Annotated in this window: 14 protein-coding genes; 5 read left to right on the top strand and 9 right to left on the bottom strand. The window is 43.0% G+C overall.

The genetic code is table 11. The features are described 5' to 3' along the window. Both RG47T_RS26395 and RG47T_RS12715 read left to right on the top strand, forming a co-directional pair. On the top strand, nt 1–629 hold a 629-nt coding region (locus RG47T_RS26395; protein ID WP_216351051.1), incomplete at its 5' end, for an amidohydrolase family protein. A gap of 10 nt (nt 630–639) precedes the next feature. Next, on the top strand, nt 640–1,752 hold the full coding sequence (locus RG47T_RS12715) for a glycosyltransferase family 4 protein (protein WP_074489824.1): 1,113 nt from the start codon (nt 640–642) through the stop codon (nt 1,750–1,752). Here the strand turns inward: RG47T_RS12715 and RG47T_RS12710 are convergent. From RG47T_RS12710 to RG47T_RS12695, 4 genes are all read right to left on the bottom strand, one after another. Continuing rightward, the gene (locus RG47T_RS12710; RefSeq protein WP_074489823.1) at nt 1,749–2,807 is read right to left on the bottom strand and encodes a glycosyltransferase family 1 protein; all 1,059 of its coding nucleotides are present in this window, start codon (nt 2,805–2,807) and stop codon (nt 1,749–1,751) included. The genes RG47T_RS12715 and RG47T_RS12710 overlap by 4 nt on opposite strands. Next, entirely contained in the window at nt 2,797–4,461 is a 1,665-nt protein-coding gene (locus RG47T_RS12705) for an ATP-binding cassette domain-containing protein (RefSeq protein WP_074489822.1), read from the bottom strand. Before RG47T_RS12705 ends, RG47T_RS12710 begins: the two co-directional genes overlap by 11 nt. Before the next feature lie 103 nt (nt 4,462–4,564). Next, entirely contained in the window at nt 4,565–5,944 is a 1,380-nt protein-coding gene (locus tag RG47T_RS12700; protein WP_074489821.1) for a hypothetical protein, read from the bottom strand. Beyond that, the gene (locus RG47T_RS12695) at nt 5,941–6,573 is read right to left on the bottom strand and encodes an RNA polymerase sigma factor (protein ID WP_074489820.1); all 633 of its coding nucleotides are present in this window, start codon (nt 6,571–6,573) and stop codon (nt 5,941–5,943) included. The genes RG47T_RS12700 and RG47T_RS12695 overlap by 4 nt, the downstream gene beginning before the upstream one ends. Before the next feature lie 591 nt (nt 6,574–7,164). Between RG47T_RS12695 and RG47T_RS12690 the strand changes: the two genes are divergently transcribed. Both RG47T_RS12690 and RG47T_RS12685 read left to right on the top strand, forming a co-directional pair. Continuing rightward, complete coding sequence (locus RG47T_RS12690) at nt 7,165–8,631, top strand: mandelate racemase/muconate lactonizing enzyme family protein (protein WP_074489819.1); 1,467 nt, start codon at nt 7,165–7,167, stop codon at nt 8,629–8,631. Between the two features lie 181 nt (nt 8,632–8,812). Further along, the gene (locus RG47T_RS12685) at nt 8,813–9,688 is read left to right on the top strand and encodes an alpha/beta hydrolase (RefSeq protein ID WP_074489818.1); all 876 of its coding nucleotides are present in this window, start codon (nt 8,813–8,815) and stop codon (nt 9,686–9,688) included. Nucleotides 9,689–9,808: 120 nt separating this feature from the next. Here the strand turns inward: RG47T_RS12685 and RG47T_RS12680 are convergent, their stop codons facing one another. The 5 genes from RG47T_RS12680 to RG47T_RS12660 all read right to left on the bottom strand — a co-directional run bounded on the left by RG47T_RS12680 (nt 9,809) and on the right by RG47T_RS12660 (nt 15,543). Continuing rightward, complete coding sequence (locus RG47T_RS12680) at nt 9,809–11,911, bottom strand: alpha-amylase family protein (protein ID WP_074489817.1); 2,103 nt, start codon at nt 11,909–11,911, stop codon at nt 9,809–9,811. Nucleotides 11,912–11,920: 9 nt separating this feature from the next. Beyond that, a complete protein-coding gene (locus RG47T_RS12675; RefSeq protein ID WP_074489816.1) occupies nt 11,921–12,811 on the bottom strand; it encodes an AraC family transcriptional regulator in 891 nt (296 codons plus the stop codon). A 50-nt stretch (nt 12,812–12,861) separates the two neighbouring features. After that, the gene (locus RG47T_RS12670; RefSeq protein WP_083627397.1) at nt 12,862–13,473 is read right to left on the bottom strand and encodes a NanQ anomerase/TabA/YiaL family protein; all 612 of its coding nucleotides are present in this window, start codon (nt 13,471–13,473) and stop codon (nt 12,862–12,864) included. A gap of 671 nt (nt 13,474–14,144) precedes the next feature. Continuing rightward, complete coding sequence (phnN, locus tag RG47T_RS12665; RefSeq protein WP_074489814.1) at nt 14,145–14,699, bottom strand: phosphonate metabolism protein/1,5-bisphosphokinase (PRPP-forming) PhnN; 555 nt, start codon at nt 14,697–14,699, stop codon at nt 14,145–14,147. Between the two features lie 67 nt (nt 14,700–14,766). Then, nucleotides 14,767–15,543: an endonuclease/exonuclease/phosphatase family protein gene (locus RG47T_RS12660; protein ID WP_074489813.1), complete on the bottom strand. Its 777-nt coding sequence runs from the start codon at nt 15,541–15,543 to the stop codon at nt 14,767–14,769. 318 nt (nt 15,544–15,861) lie between these two features. Between RG47T_RS12660 and RG47T_RS12655 the strand changes: the two genes are divergently transcribed. Then, nucleotides 15,862–16,581, top strand: coding sequence for a response regulator (locus tag RG47T_RS12655; RefSeq protein ID WP_074489812.1), 720 nt, complete (start codon nt 15,862–15,864; stop codon nt 16,579–16,581). The last annotated feature ends 161 nt before the right edge of the window (nt 16,582–16,742 follow it).

The raw sequence follows: 16,742 nt of genomic DNA, 5'->3' as shown, positions 1-16,742 counted from the left end.
AGTTGGCACATCAGGAAATTGACCAGCTTTTAAAAGCAAATCTGTTTAATAAAAAGCTGATCGGTATACATGGCGTGGCTATGCAAGCCCGGCAGGCCGAAAAGTTTAAAGCCCTGGTATGGTGCCCGCAATCCAATTTTTTTTTGCTGAACCAAACCGCGGATATTAAAAACCTGAAACAGCATACGTCCATTTTGTTCGGCACAGATTCGGCCCTGACCAGCGACTGGAATATCTGGGAACATCTGCGCCTGGCAGTAAAGACGGGGCATTTAAATGCAGCAGAATTATTAGCCAGCCTTACCACTGGCCCCGCTCAAATCTGGAAACTCAATACTGGTGAACTGACTGCCAATAAGGATGCTGATATGGTAATAGGCAGAAAAAAGCCTGGTAGCCTCTACAGCCTTAATCCCGAAGATATACTGCTGGTGATGCACCGGGGTAAAATCATATTGTTTGATGCCGAGATCCATCAGCAGTTAGCAGATAAAAATTTCCCGTTACAGCAGTTTGATAGGGTTAAGATTGGAGATGCTTACAAATATGCTATTGGCAATATAACCGGGTTGATGGAGCAGATCAGATCGTATTATCCCGAAGCCCTGTTCCCGGTAGTGGCCGCATAATTATACGCAGATGATTAAACTGGTTGACGTTACATATTACACCCACCTCGAGTATAGCAAGCCCGAAGAGGTATTGCAGCGCCATCGCTTGGTTACCCGTTATGCCGAAATGCTGCCGGATAAAATGGACATCCAGTTTGTAAAGCATGCTGGTTTCGAGGGCTTTTGTGTGGGTGGTGGGTTGCAGTATCACTTTTTTAAAGGCATCAATAAATTCAGGTATTTGCCATTTAAGGCTAATCAGTTCATCAGTCGCCAGCAGCCCGATGTAGTTTTAGTACAGGGGCTGGTGTTTCCATTACAGGTTATTTTACTGAGACTGCAATGTAACAGCAACTGCAAAATTATAGCGCAGCACCACGGCGAATTACCATTTAAAGGCATTAAAGGTTGGTGCCAAAAACTGGCCTCGAGGTTTGTAGACGCCTACCTGTTTACATCAGCCGGTAATGCAAACATCTGGGAGCAAAAGGGCGTGATTAGCAAAAATCAAAAAGTATTTGAAGTGCTGGAAGCTTCTACTAATTTCTTAGCCCAGGATAAATGCCAAAGCCGTAAAGTGCTTAATATGCAGGGAAGAGGGCCGGTTTTTTTGTGGGTAGGCCGGTTAAATGCTAATAAAAACCCGTTGATGGTGTTAAAGGCTTTTGCCCAATATTTACATTTTAAGCCGTTGGCCCGGTTATACATGATCTACCAAACCAGCGAACAACTGGACGATATCAAGACTATGCTCAGCAGTGATGAACGGCTTAAAGCGGCAACTCATCTGGTTGGTAGTGTTTCTCATGATGAATTGCCGCAATGGTTCAGTGCGGCAGATTATTATCTTTCTGGCAGTTATAAAGAGGGGAGCGGTTACGCACTGTTAGAGGCCATGGCCTGCGGCTGCATACCGGTGGTTACTGATATCCCACCTTTTAGAAAAATTACAAATAATGGCCAATATGGTTACCTGTATCAACCGGGCGATCACCTCGATCTGTATAAAACTTTATGCAGCCTGGATGAACCGCATATTAGTGCAGAAGACGTGATCTGCTATTTTAATCAAAACCTGTCTTTTGATAGTATTGCGGAGGATGTTTATGCAGCTTGTCAATCCATCGCCCATCGCCCTTAATCCTTTACCCAATAAAGTTCCATCATTTGCCGGGCAATTTGTTCTGCGGTGTAAAGCAACACAGGTTGATGATCGAGGTTTTTTTGTATCAGTAATTCAATAACCCGCTTTTGCAATTCGTTAATATTATCAACCACGTGATGATGATCGATTACCCCGTTCATTGGCCTGCAAAAGGAAACCACATGCGTACCTGCATACAAGGCTTCGGCTATTACGGCCCCAAAACCCTCATATGCTGACGGATGTACAAACAAGCGGGAACGCTGCATCAGCTTAATTACTTCACTATGCGGCACTTCGCCCAACAGGTTAATATTGTTTTCGAGTTGATACTGCCAGATGAGTTGTTTTAGCTTTTCTTCCTCGGGCCCTTTGCCGCAAATAGCTACGTGGATGGTCGGGAAATACAATTTAGCAAAGCGTACAGTTTCTATCAGTAAATGGTATTGCTTAAGCGGGATCAGCGAGCCTGCGCCCAGTATATCAATATCCCTTTTAACAGGCAGATTGCTAAATAACCCCACATCAATACCCACCGGGATGGTATGCTGCGGCTTGATGCCATATCCCTGCTCAAAACGCTCTGCCACAAAATCAGATAAGGCAATCAGTGTGTTGCCATCAGGTTTGGTCCGTTTAAAATAGCGGTTGCCGGCCTTGGCATCCTGCCCCAACAGCCAGATGTGGTGTTTTAAACCATGCCGACCCGCAAATCGCTGTCCCACCAGCGCACACTCGCCCAGCCAAAAACTGAGGATGCCCAGCAGGTGATATTGCTTATTTAAGGTACCAAGCTTTTTCCAAACCTTTATCCAGGTATTTAATCTAAAGCCTTTGCCCCAATCTTTGCCGTTAAAACTAACTACCTCACAGCCATGCCAGTGATAATGATCGGTACGAAAAGGGTAGTGGAAAGTAAGAATGATGATTTGGACATTTGGGTAAGCCTGTTTTAACGCTTTTGCAAAAACCTGCTGTGGCGGCAGGCAGGTGGTATCGCCCTCGTCTGCCGCAAAACCGGGCGTTAAGATCACCAGTGCTTCAGGCTTCATCGAGAGTAATTATTTTATTGCAAAAATTGAGGCTTTGCTGGTTATGGGTAATAAATAATATCATTTTACCCTGTTCAGCCAGTTGTTTCAAATGCGTCAGGATCTTTCGTTCCGAGGCATCGTCCAACTCGTTAAATGGTTCATCCAATATTAACAGATCAAAATCTTTATACAGGGCACGTGCCAGCATAATGCGTTGCCGCTGCCCGCCGCTGAGGTTGTTGCCATTTTCGGTAATCAGTTGGCTGATGCCATCCGGGTATTGTGTGATGAGATCATTTAGGCCGGTCAGCTGTAAAGCATTGTTTAACCGGGCTGCGTCATAGTCGCCATCGGTTAAAACAATGTTTTTTAAAATGGTATCGTGCAACAATAAAACAGACTGCTTTACATAACTAACGCGCTTGCGGTAAGCGGCAAGTATGGGCATGTCTACAGGCAGCGTATTAATGCAAATTTCACCATATGCCGGGTTAATAAAGCCGAGCAACATGTTAATCAGCGTAGTCTTCCCCCGGCCCGAAAAGCCGCTGATGCCGGCAAAATTGCCTTTAGATAATTCGAAATTAAGGTTGTTAAACACCACCCGGTCTTTGTAACTGAATTGAATACGGGAGAAGCTGATGTGTTGAATGGCTTTGATGTTGTGATTTGTTTGGTGAGGCGTGCTAACCTCTTCGGGCATCATGTTGTTAAGCACGTGGTCAAAGGCCTTCATCTGCCCGCTATAGCTGATGATTTTCACCAGGCCGGGAATAATTTTGTAAGCGGCTGCCATAAATATACCCACGGCAATTAAATTAGCAGTATTGCCATGCTCCCGGCTATTAATCAGCATAATGATAAAGATACCTGCAATGGCAAACACCTCGAACAAACGGGATGGCAGCATTTGGATGCTTTGCAGGTTAGCCAGATTGGTATTAAGTTGGTGCTGATATTTAATATACCTGCCTGAAAAAAAAGTGTGCTTGTTATAAATATGGCTTTCTATATAAGCAGAGAGCGATTCTTTTAGATATTGCAGGCTTTTTTCGCTGTTGATACGTGTGGTACTGCGGATACTTTTTAGTTGCCTGCGGATAAGATAGGCTATAATAAGCACCGGCGGCACAATAAAAATAGAGATGAGCAAAAACAATTTGGTATCGTAAATCAATATGGCAATAACCGCTAATACAATCAGCGCAGCCTGAACAATAATTTGCTGCAAGCCCGAAAGCAGGTATTGCGAAAACTCGACCGGTTGCTGCCCAATCTGGTACATATAAACAGACGAGTCGGTATCTACATAGTTAAAATAGTCGCTGTGCAGGTATTGGATGAGTTTGGTGTTTGATAAACGGCCTGCCACCTTATAACTGTAATTGTACTGTGCCTGGGTAATAAGGTAGCCAATTAAGTTTTTGATGCCGAAAAGCGCCAGGGTAATTAAGGCAACTGCTAATAAATTATTATTTACCCAGGCAGATACGAAGTAGCCGTTAATTACTACTATATGATGGCTTGCAGTAATGTTAACTAGCCATACAATAATTGCCAGGGACAGGATATCCAGCAAACTGATTAAAATACCCAACAGCAGGTGCCGGTTTAAAGCCCGCCTTTCTGCAGGTATCAATACTGCCCTTATCTTTTTGGCGGTGGTGTACAAAGCTTATTTTTTTAATTAGAAAAAGTTATTTTTTGGCAAAAGAATTCCTGTTTGCCTTCGTTTAATAGTCAGGCATTATTACAAACCATATTTCTGTATCGTACTATTTTGGTCTCGAAGAACTTAGGTACCAGCTTACGCCCACAGCCACACCGGTAGATTGCAGATCTACCTTGCCATAACCGATATTGGTAAGTGGCAGTTTCATGTAGGGTTGTACATTTAAGCCAAACTTTTCATTAATGCGCCGCTGGTAGGTAGCATTAATATTAAGTACCCCGAATATATGCTGGTTCTGATTGCTGATATTGTAATCACTTGGCCCGGGTGTGCCGGTATAATCAAAATGATAGTTTTCGCGTAGCATAAAGTACGATGAGATACCCGTACCTACAGCAAACAGGTTTCTGCCCTTACTGTAAAGGCGGTAATCTATATTAATGGGTATATCCAGCACACGGCAATCTGCGTATACATTAGTGGGGTTATCTTTAAATTGAAACGTGGTATTGTACTGGCTAAAGCTAGCCATGTAAGGTTTTTTAGAATACATAGCCCCCATACTTACGGTTAACCTGTGCGTTAAACCCACCGATAGCATAAGCCCGCTGGTAGTACCAAGCTGCCCTTGGCTAAATGAGCTGCCCACGCCATTTACATCTGGAGCGGTTAATATGCTGAGTATAACGTTATGTGGGTTGCCAGTTGCGCTTATGGCTGCTTTTTGTTTTTGCTTAACTGCGGCAACATAACGGTTACTGCTGTTATTCAATTGTTTGTCGGTAGCACTTAAGTTGGCTACGGCTAAGCCGGTATCAATACTCAATACAGCAGTTCCGGAAGCATTAGCAAGGTCGGCATTGCTATTTTTTATAGCTGTCTCATCTGTCGTATTCAAGATGTCTGTTTTACTTCCATTATGCTGATACACCAGTTTACCATCGTTTGATATTCCGCTTTCTATATCACTATTTTTAACAACACCATTTGTTTTCCCCGTGACTTTTTTGTGGGGTTTAGTATTTAAACCAGCGACTAACTCAGTTGAGTTTTTAACGATAGGTTGATTTTTTAACGTGCCACGAGCAGCAGAATTTCCTTTTGACGGATTTTTATAAGTAGATGTTTTATCGATAGTGTTGGGGTTATTGTTTGCCAGGTTAGTGCCATTGCTGATGGCCGTATCCGTGGTGTTGTTTAATGAATTTGGATGAGCTGGTTTTACGTTTGCCACATCATTTTTATTTGCTCCGGGTTTGTTTCCGGTGCGTAAAAAGAAGAAGCCTAAGGCCATTAACAGCATAGCTGCTATGCCGCTTATGATGACAGGCAGGCGGAAAATAAAGCCTTTGCGCCTTTTCTTTTCATCCAATAATTTTTCCATAGCATCCCAGTCAGCATTGCGAAACGCAATGTTGTCCTCGGCATTGGATAGGCCTTCCTTAAATCTATGGTCTAAGTTATTTTCTTCGTCGTCTATCATAACCTTATCCCATTATTCAAAAAGCCCAGGTACAGGTTGCCATTGCTAATGGCTACAATTTGTGTATTATTAGTGCCGTTAAAATTTTTAGGTATTTCGGCAGCTTTCAATATCATTTTCTTCAGTTTTTCTCTTGCTTTAAATAAGTTAGATTTAGAAGTGCCGGCAGATATGCCCAGCAGCTCACCAATTTCTTCGTGCGAGTAGCCTTCAATAGCGAAAAGGTTAAATACTGTCCGGGCAGCTTGGGGCAGCTGCTGTATCATGGCTAGCAGTTCGTTATAGTGTAGTTTTTGGTCTGGTAAATCGTTATGCGTTATATTTTCGGCCTTTTCCAGGTCGTCTGTGTAGGCCATCTTAAGGTTACTGCGATAGTAATCTATCGACATGTTCATCATAATGCGGCCCATCCAGGCTTTAAACGGCCGCGAGCTATCGTATTTATGCAAGCTGGTAAATACCTTCATAAAGCCCTGGTTCATAATTTCAGAAGCTTCATAGCGGTTATTGGCATACCGCAAACATATACCCATAGCGAAGCCATAAAATGCATTATACAGCATTTTTTGACTTTTTCTTTCCTGCTGAATACAAGCGGAAATTAGTTCGTGTAAGTCTGCTTCTCCCATACAGGATCGTACTGCTACTTTATGGTTTAAACATTCATTTTATACCTATCACGTAAAGCCTCATCAAAAGGTTGCCAGCGTATATAAATTATTTAATAATAGCCTGCAATATATTAATAATACAATAAATATAGTGTTTATAAAAGCCAGATGCATGCAAGTTAATAAGCCTTAGTGTGGTTGTTTTTAAGCAAGGTAGCAGTTACTATTCCTGTCAATATAGCACAAAAAAATGCTTTGATAATAAAAGTTTACATCTCAGCTATTGTTTTTATTTGTATTGGGTAATAGGTGAAGGTATCAATAATGACCATATTCATCATCACCAGCCCTGCGAATTATAAACCAATTCTTTTTGCTTTTCAAGGATTTTAACAAGGCTCTCTTTAGTAAGGGTTAAGTGGGGGCTATTGCCTTTTTGAAAACAAAAAATATTACCGTAAGCAATAGTACTTGAACCAAACGAAATGAAGCTAAAGCATTACAAAGGAACTGATTTTTTACTTCCTGCCTGTGTATCAGTAGCAAGCAGCCGGATAAATATATAAGAAAAGCAGAACCAGGTAAACTTAACTAACTATAAAAACATACATGAAAAACCTATTTAAGAAGTACATTTCGGAGAACAACACCCCGAAGCAAACTATAACCGTGGAGGACAAGCAGCCCGACAACCGACGAGATTTTATAAAGAAGGCAGCTTTGGGAGGCGGGCTGGCCCTGGGCGGCTTTATGTTTTCGCCGATAGAGGATACGCTGGCACAATCAACCTCTAAAGTAAACCGCAATAGTAACCCCTCTGAGTTGAAAATTACCGATATGCGCTATTGCGTGCCGATGACAACCGTTGGCCGTTGCCCGATTATCCGCATTGATACCAACCAGGGTATTTACGGTTTGGGCGAAGTGCGTGATGGCGGCGATGTACGCTATGCCCTAATGCTGAAAAGCCGTTTACTGGGCATGAACCCCTGCAATGTAGAACTGTTGTTTAAAAGCATTAAACAGTTTGGGCATCATGGCCGCCAGGCCGGTGGCGTATGCGGCGTTGAGATGGCCCTGTGGGATTTGGCCGGTAAAGCCTATAATGTGCCTGCCTATCAGCTATTGGGCGGTAAATATCGTGATACCATCAGGTTGTATGCCGATACCCCGGAAGAGGAAGATTCTAACGTGTTTAGCGCGAAGGTAAAAGACCGTTTGCAGGACAAAGGTTATACCTGGCTTAAAATGGACCTGGGTATTGAGCTGGTGAAAGATATCCCCGGTACAACCGTAAACTCCAACTTTTGGAAAGGTAAAGGCGGCCAGTGGAACGACAGGCCGATGACGCTGGGCAATACCAAACACCCTTTTACACAGGTGCAGCTTACTGATAAGGGTTTGGATGAGATTGCCAAATATGTAGATAAGGTGCGCACCGCGGTTGGTTATGATGTGCCGCTCTCGTCAGACCATTTTGGGCATTTTGATATGAATAATATTATCCGCCTGGCCAAAAAGCTGGAACCATACCGGTTGGCCTGGATGGAGGATACCGTGCCCTGGGAATTTACCGAACAGCTAAAAGAGATTTCTCAAACGGTAGATACCCCAATTGCTACCGGCGAGGATATTTACCTGAAAGAAGAATTTATGAAATTGGTAGATGCCCACGCGGTGGATATAATTCACCCCGATCTGTCCTCATCGGGCGGTTTGCTCGAAACCAAAAAGATAGGCGATTATGCGCAGGAAAAAGGCGTGGCCATGGCTATGCACTTTGCCGGTACACCGGTTGCGTTTATGGCCAACGTGCATTGTGCCGCCGCTACAGAGAATTTCCTGGCGCTGGAACACCATAATATCGACCTGCCTTACTGGCCTGATTTTGTGAAAACGGTAGATAAAAATCCGCTCATTACCAAAGGATTTGCCAACGTGCCTAATTCGCCGGGTTTGGGTATTGAGCTTAATGATGAGGTGCTGAAACAACACCTCGACCCGAAAGATAAATCGTATTTTGTACCTACTCCAGAGTGGAACGAAAAACGATCGTGGGATAGGTTGTGGAGTTAAACAAGCATTATATTTGCCACCCGTAATGGTTTTTAATCATATACATTGCAACAACCTGACGCAGGCTTGGCTACCGATTGCTGCAATGTTGTTTTAATATAAATGTGACCATAATTCGATCTGAGGGATTAATGGGCTATATCCAAATGAATAATGACAAATGAATAATGACAAATAACCCATGGCAAAAATGAAACTGTGTTTGTACCTGCTAACATTGCTGCCGTTTACGGCTTTTGCCCAGCGCGATTCGACCATTATTCCACTTTGGAAAAGCGGCGCACCGGGTTTCGAGAACCGTAAGGACGAACCGGAGAAAGGCGGTAAGTATCCCTACAATATCAATAACCCAACTATTACGGTTTACATGCCGCCCAAAGATAAAGCCAATGGTGCGGCAATATTGATTTGCCCGGGTGGTGGCCACCGCATGCTCGTAATCAATTCTGAAGGGCGCGAAGCCGCACAGCTTTTAACCCGGCAGGGTTTTGTGGTTGCCGTATTGAAATACCGTTTGGCGCGCGATACCAATTCGCCCTATAAACTGCAGGTACATGCCAAACAGGATGCTGAACGTGCCATGCGGATAGTACGTAGTAATGCCGGTAAATGGAACTTCGACCCAAACCGTTTGGGTATCATGGGCTTTTCGGCAGGTGGTGAGGTGGTAGATTGGATCGCATTCGAAAAAGGTACCGGCAACCCCAAAGCTACCGACCCCATTGAACAGGCCAATTTTAAACCCAATTTTATGATCCTGGTATACCCCGGTCCGCTGGGTGTGCCCGATGTAATTCCACCCGATGCGCCTCCGGCCTTTTTAGTGGTGGCCAATGATGACGAATGCTGCTCGCCGCCGGTAGTTAAATTGCTGCAAAAGTATCGCGAAGCAGGTGTCTCTGTCGAAGCGCATATCTTCTCTAAGGGTAATCATGCCTTTAACACCGGCATACGTTCTACACTGCAAAGCCTCAAAAACTGGCCCGGCCGGTTAACAGATTGGTTTGTAGATAATGATTGTTTTAAGACGCCGATTGCTCCGGTTAAAAAGTATTAGAGATTACATATGTTTATTGTCATCCAGAGCGTTAGCGAAGAATCTTCTTCACTTTGTATTGCACACTTTTATAGTGAAGAAGATTCTTCCTTCGTCGATATGACAAAGGAATTTAACGGCTTATTTATTAATCAAAATACTATTAAACTCATTCAAATTCTTCACAGTAAAGCTTACGTATCCATCCTTCCACAAAAAATTAATAGGTTGCTGTGTGGTCATGGTAACCAATTTAGTTGGTTTAAAGTCGGATTTGATTTTAAAAGTTAGGTTATACAGCGGAAGCGGATCAAAGTAGGTAGCCCCGCTAAAACCGGTGAGGTTAATGAGGTGGAGGATCAAGCCATCTTTTTTGCTTCGATTAACTGCATTGTTTTTACCGTATTGCTGCAGCAGTACTTCAACCCGGGCAGGAGCATTGGTAATTATTTGCTGCGCTGCTTGCGGATAAATGCGGTCTATTACATCTAAAAAGATGTTCTTGTGCTCTTCATAGCCATTTTGATAATACAGCCTGCCAATGTTAAACGGCATAAGTACTGCCGAACTAGCCCCATGTTTTTTGATTGCCATACCATAATTACCGGTTGGCTTATGCCCGCCAATAATCTCCGGTGGGCCGGGGCGGCCTTTGCTCAGGATAGGCAAAAACCTTTCATCCGCAGCCGAAAGATCATATAGACCTAGGTTGAATTTCAGGAAAACCATGGTTTGCTTGCTTAGCCGTTTAAAGGTGGTTTTGTTATCGATGCTTAGATAATTACCGCCGCCATCATAGTCTTTGGTGGTGATCTTTGCTCCAAATAAATTCATCAGGGCTTCGGGATTGTCATTCAGCGCGGTATTGGTGGCAATAATGTTGCTGCCGTGTTCCGCGGCATCTTTCAATACATCAATAGCTTTTGTGTTGAGATAGGTAATATCGGGCAATATCAAAAGTTTATAAGCTTTGATCTTATCTGGCAGGTTTTGGATCTGTTCATCCACAATTATATCGAAAGGGATATGCGCTTCTTTCAGTATTAATTGTATGCCGCGATATTCCTGCATGGGCAAGCCGCTAGGCCATAAGCCCGGTGCAATAAGGGCTACTTTGGCCACCGAAGTATAGTTACCAAAATAAGATTCGTACTTTTTATGCAGGCCGTAAATTTTTTTGATCACATCAAAATTGCGTTCATCTTCATAACCCCGCATATCGCCCATCATGCTCATATCCAAGCCCGAGCCATTGGCTATATTTTCGTATAACCTGATGGCAACTTCCTGTGGTTCTACCGCATTGTAGCGCGATTGAAAGGAGATTTGCTGGATACTGGCATTGCTGATAATATGCGTTGGATAGGAGTGTGCTGCATTATTCACATTGTCAGACGCGGTGTATGGCCAGTAGGGCAGGCTGCTGTTCGCCTGCGATTCGTGTCGTATAATATCCACATACTTATCGGTATAGGTGCATATCGCAATCTGCGGGTTCTTAGCTTTCACCAAATCATACAGTCGCTTTGACCAGTCATCACCCGTGAATTTTTTAAATTCCAGGTACTTTTGGTATACCGGGTCGGCTTTGTTTTCTTCTTTGGGCAGCACCATGCCTTTGCTGTAGTCGGCAAAGCGTTTTTTATCATACTCGTTTTGGTCTATGCCCAGGTATTTGCCTTCGTATGAGTTGTTTACCTGGTAGCCCGGCATATTCAGGAATATACCATCTACGGGGTATTTATCCATCACTTCGCTAATGATCTGGAAAGCATGCTGCTGTACATAAGGTGCGTTGATGGATACCGCATACATATCTGTATTAATAATGCGCTCGCCCTTGGGCGAAATATAGCACCAGTCGGGGTGAGCTTTAAAAATGCTTTCGTGCACCCGGCTAAAATCAAACCGAACAATTACCTTAATACCATGCTGATGGCATTTGGCAACCACATTACCCAGCATGTTATTGGGTTTTAGGTATGGATTGGTGTATTCAAAATCCAGCTTAGTGGGATAAAAAGCCATAATGCCGCCCGCATTAATAATCAGCGTATTAGCCGAACATGCCATGAGGTCTTCAACCAGCGAATCGGGGTTGAGGGTAGCTGCTTTATAATCTGGCAGGTTGGCCTGGATAACCCGCAGGTTATTTTGTTTCCACCAAAGTTTTTGAGATCCATTTTGGGCGCTAACATTAAGTAAGCCAAGTATAAAACACAGTAACAGGCAGCATTTTCTCATGTCGTGTAATTATACTGCTATTAAGGTATGCTCTTTACGGATATAGTGCGACCGGTACTCGAGCGGGTGTTTGTTGGTAATGGTTTTAAACTGGTGGTAAAAGTGCGAAATGTTATTGTATCCGCAGGAATAGCCAATTTCGGCTACATTAAGGTCTTGCTCAACCAGCAGTCGGCAGGCGTGGCCAATGCGTACTTCAATTAAAAAATCGAGGTAAGTTTTCTTGGTTTTGGCTTTAAAGTACCGGCAAAAAGAATGCTTGCCCATGGCAATCAGCGCGGCAACATCTTCTACCAGTATTTTGCGCTGAAAGTTATTAAAGGTGTATTCGAAGATTCTGTTAATCCGCGATTTATCGAGACTGTTAACCTCGTGGAAAAAGCCATTGCTGGATATGGTTTCGTACTCCTGGGTGGATGCAATAATCTCGAGCGCCGAGAGCAGGTGGATCATCCTTTTGGTGGGCGATTCATGCATCATTTCTTCAATTATTTTAGCCACTTTTCTGCGCGATTCGCCTTTAATACGTAAGCCCAGGCGGGCAGATTCGAGCAGGCGGAGCAGGCATTGGGTTTCGGGCAGGCTTAAAAAATAGTTGCCCCACAATTCCTGCTGAAAAAGCACGACTACAGATTCGCCTATTTTTTCATCGGTACGGTGCAGGTATTTTCTTTCGTGCCTGAAGGTATGCGGCAGGTTTGACCCTAAAAGGTATACATCATTGTTTTTAAACGGGCCGACAAAATCGCCGATGAGGCAGGTGCCCGAGCTGCGCTTAATAAGCAGTAACTCTATTTCGGGGTGATAATGCCACGAGCTTAGCATGGCTGCACCCACATCTTTGTGGATATTGAATGAATGATCGGGTGTGGTGGTCGTTTTTTTTAAGATTGCTTTCATGATGATAATTATTGGCGTAATTATTTTTGAAACCGTTATTTTGAAATCATTTAATTTGAGACCATAATTTTAACTACTACTCTTTTATCGGTATCGTAACCATCGGTTTTTAAACCGGCGCGGTGCACCTGCCCGGGAAAGAACAATAAAATTTGCCCCGGTTTAACCGTGTATGATGCATCTGTAGTGGCATTATAATTAATGTTATCTGTTTTAGCATCATAAGGGTTGCTGATGGTAGCCGTACTCATGGGGGCGGTTTGCATTGTTTCAGCATCTTTAAGCACACATTGAAAATCAATATACTTGAGGTGCGATTCCCATTTGGCTTGTTCGGGCGTTTTGGTGGGGCCTTGTATCACAATGGCGTATACGCTATCGCCGGCAATGGCATACCTGCCGGGTGCGGTGTTATCAAAATCTGTTTTGGCCAGGTAATCAAAAGCCCGATCCCAAAGGGCCTTGTTGCCTGTATATTGTTTTAGAAATGTGGCTTTGTTGATAGATGAGTCGGGGATAAGGGGCGTGCCATTAACCAGTTTCTTGTTTTTAAAGATCTTGTTAACTTGTGATGCCTGTTTTTTTGCCTGTGCAGCCGCATTTGAATGCAGCGCCACGATGGCAAAAAGACTCACGAATAATACGGGTAATAGTCTTTTCATCCTGATGGAAATTGGGTGCCGGTATAAAATGTATAAACGACGTTAAATTGGTTGAGTTAAAATTACATAAAACGGTAGCATTTTTAGTATGTAATATTTAACTAAAGGTTGTAGTTTATTTTCAAATTACGACATCATGTTGCCTCATTTATAGGTATGGTTTTTACACTATCTCCAACCTGTTTTCCGCTTTATAAATCATAATTAAAAATAAAATGCCTGTCCAGTTAGTATAGCACAGGCATTAATTGTCATTTCATAAAGCCAGCCCATAATTATTCTATTAAATTACCCAATGTTATTAAGGAAGTAACATTTTGGTTACTAGTGAGTTGCTTATTTAAAAGGTCAGGTTTTAATTCAATCCCGGCTCTGCCGGGTGTTGCTTGCAAATGCTGCAAATGAGCAACAGCAGGGAAGTGTTGGAAACCAGTGTGGTGGGAAGAGTTTTTTTATTCCTGGATACGGAAGATTTTTACCGCGATTATAATCGTATGTAGGCTAACAACATCACTTTTTGTGCGCGATCCATTAGTTGAAAGTTACGGTACTGTTACAGTCTTTAAGGACTTGTACGGGAACCTATGGTACCTTATTCAACGATCAAATCGTGTTTAATTTTATCCTGATTTTTTAAGTGAACAAACTAACAACCTGTTATGCTTAGCTAATTAAAGGATGCTTTCAGCTTGCAGCAAGGTGGCCAGTAGCTCATTTCCGGCATCTTCCAGCAGTCCATCATTATGTATGCTCGTAAACAGTTCGCTGTGGGTATCAATCATTTTACTACGGTTAATACGTTCGTTAATGCTTTCGCTGTCTTCGCGGCCACGTCTTAACAGTCTTTCCCTAAGCGTTTCGGCAGTTGCTTCTATCAATATGGGTTTTATTGCAGGGTATTTTTCCATGGCTATGGGCAGGTACTCGCGCGAGCCATTGATCACCACATTAAAGTCGTTTTTTAACCACAGGTTTATTTCAATGCCTATACCGTAGTACAAACCATGGCTTACCCAGTGCATGGCAAACAGTCTATTTTTTAAGCGTAGTTTAAATTCTTCTTCGCTGAGGCTTACATGGTTTTCGCCGCCTGCATTGGCCGGGCGGGTAATGTAACGATGTGCAAAAATAACCGGTAACATCCCGTCAATCTGGTTGCGGCAATAGTTAATCAAAGTGTCTTTACCTGCACCGGATGCCCCGGCGATATAAAATAGGGTGCCCATTTTTAATATAAAATAAGGTAATTGTTAAAGGAGTATTGGTGATGCAATGTTTTTGTTTTTCATGTGTTTAAGCGGTGTTTAGTGTAGTGCTTATACCAAAATGGTCGCTGGCGTACATGCCAGAATCATCCGGAAGGTTCAATACCGTGGCAGATTTTATTACGTTTGGGTATTCACTCAATCTGCCTGCGGGTAAGGCAAAAATGTAATCAACATTTCGCTCTGTTCCGTTTTCTTTCAGGCTAACTCTCGGTGCCTTACCGCCGCCGGTTTCATAGCAATCAATAGCTTCTGATTGTGTTTTAAAATGAATTAGCTCTGCAGAATCGGGTGTGGTGTTAAAATCGCCGCAAATAATATTATAATCAAAGTTTTTCCCGGCTGTTTTATGGGCTATCTGTGTTAGCTGGTTTTTACGCAATGTTGCGGCATTATGTAAGTGGGTAAGGTGTACATTAGTTAACAATAGCCTTTTATGCTCAGTTATTTCAATACTAACCTGCTGCACTTTGCGTTCGCCATCGGCCTCATTAAAAGGCAGGTCAAATGCTGCCAGCACCTTAATAGGGAAGGCAGAGAGCACACCCAGCCCCGAGTAACTGTTCACCTCATCATCGCCTAACAATCGGGGCTTCAGGCGGGCAGGGGTAAAGTGGTAATACATGTCCAGTTCTTCGGCCAAAAAACGCAGGGTGTCTACCTTTTCGTCTTCGGTCAAAAAGCATTCCTGGCAGGCTACAATGTGTGGTGTAAGGGCTTTAAGCTGGTTGGCAAGCAATTGGCGGCGGTTGTAATAGTCGCCATCGCACTTCCAGGTATTAAGGGTAACAATTTGTATCTGCATGTAGTACTGTGCTTATTATTTACTGTAAAAGTGTAAATCAGGTATTCGATATTAATTAGCCTCATGTTATTTGTTTGTTAAAATCGGGTTTTGAATTAAAGCACAACATAAATTAGGGGGTACACCCTGTAATTGTTAGCCAAATGTTAGCCAATGGCTATTAAAGCACTTTTGGTATAATAATTTAACAGTAAATGGCCATTTCTTATCAGAATTTAATATTTGGCTAAAGTTAGCTTCAAGTTATAGCGGTAATATTATACTGTAATTTAATAGGGGCAGTAAAAGCTTCGGGATGTACCGCTTAAACAAATTGCGATGAGGAAAAACAGGCTGGTTATTATTGACGATCATTACGATGTGCTGGAGCTGCTTAAGTACAATTTTGTGAAAGAAGGGTACGAGGTGAAATTCTTTTTTACCGCGGTAGATGCACTCAAATACATCACCAACGAAAACACCGATCTGGTAGTTACCGACTGGATGCTGCCCGAAATGGATGGCCTCGAATTATGTAAAAACCTTAAGCTAAGCCCTGCTACAAAAGATATCCCTTTGGTGATGCTGACGGGTAAGAATGATGAGATAGATGCCGTAACCGCCCTGGAAGTTGGCGCTGATGATTACCTGGTTAAGCCCCTGCGGGTAAAAGAAATGCTGACGCGGGTTAAAAAGATCCTTCGCCGTACAGACGCAGCGCAATTGATGCCGGCCAGGAATGATGGCAGGGAATACCTCGAATTCGGTGCTTTAAAGATAGACCTGATTAGTTATAAAGTATTTTTGAACAGTGCCGTGCTCGACCTTACCATGGGCGAGTTTAAATTACTGGAACTAATTGCCAAATACCCCGGCAAGGTTTTTTCGCGCAACCAGATCATCGAAAAAATTAACGGCCCGCAATATTTTGCCACAGAGCGATCTACCGATGTGCAAATTGTGGGCCTGCGCAAAAAACTAGGTATTTATAAGGATGCCATAGAAACCGTACGCTCCATAGGTTACCGTTTTAATGGTAATAAATTCGAGCTGGCATAGTCGCCCACTCCCCAACCCCTTACGAAAGAGTGGTACTTTTCTTCTAATTGCTCATCATTCGCTAATAATCCATTCTAACGGTTTGCTAACAAAACAATATTTCTGCACTAATTAAGTGCAAATAATTGCCGGGTACTTTTGAAATAAATAATCGAACCCCA

This window comes from Mucilaginibacter polytrichastri, assembly GCF_001911425.1.
GTDB classification, from domain to species: Bacteria; Bacteroidota; Bacteroidia; order Sphingobacteriales; family Sphingobacteriaceae; genus Mucilaginibacter; species Mucilaginibacter polytrichastri.
Note: the sequence above shows the minus strand (reverse complement) of the source record. Positions and strands in the feature narration are given on the sequence as shown.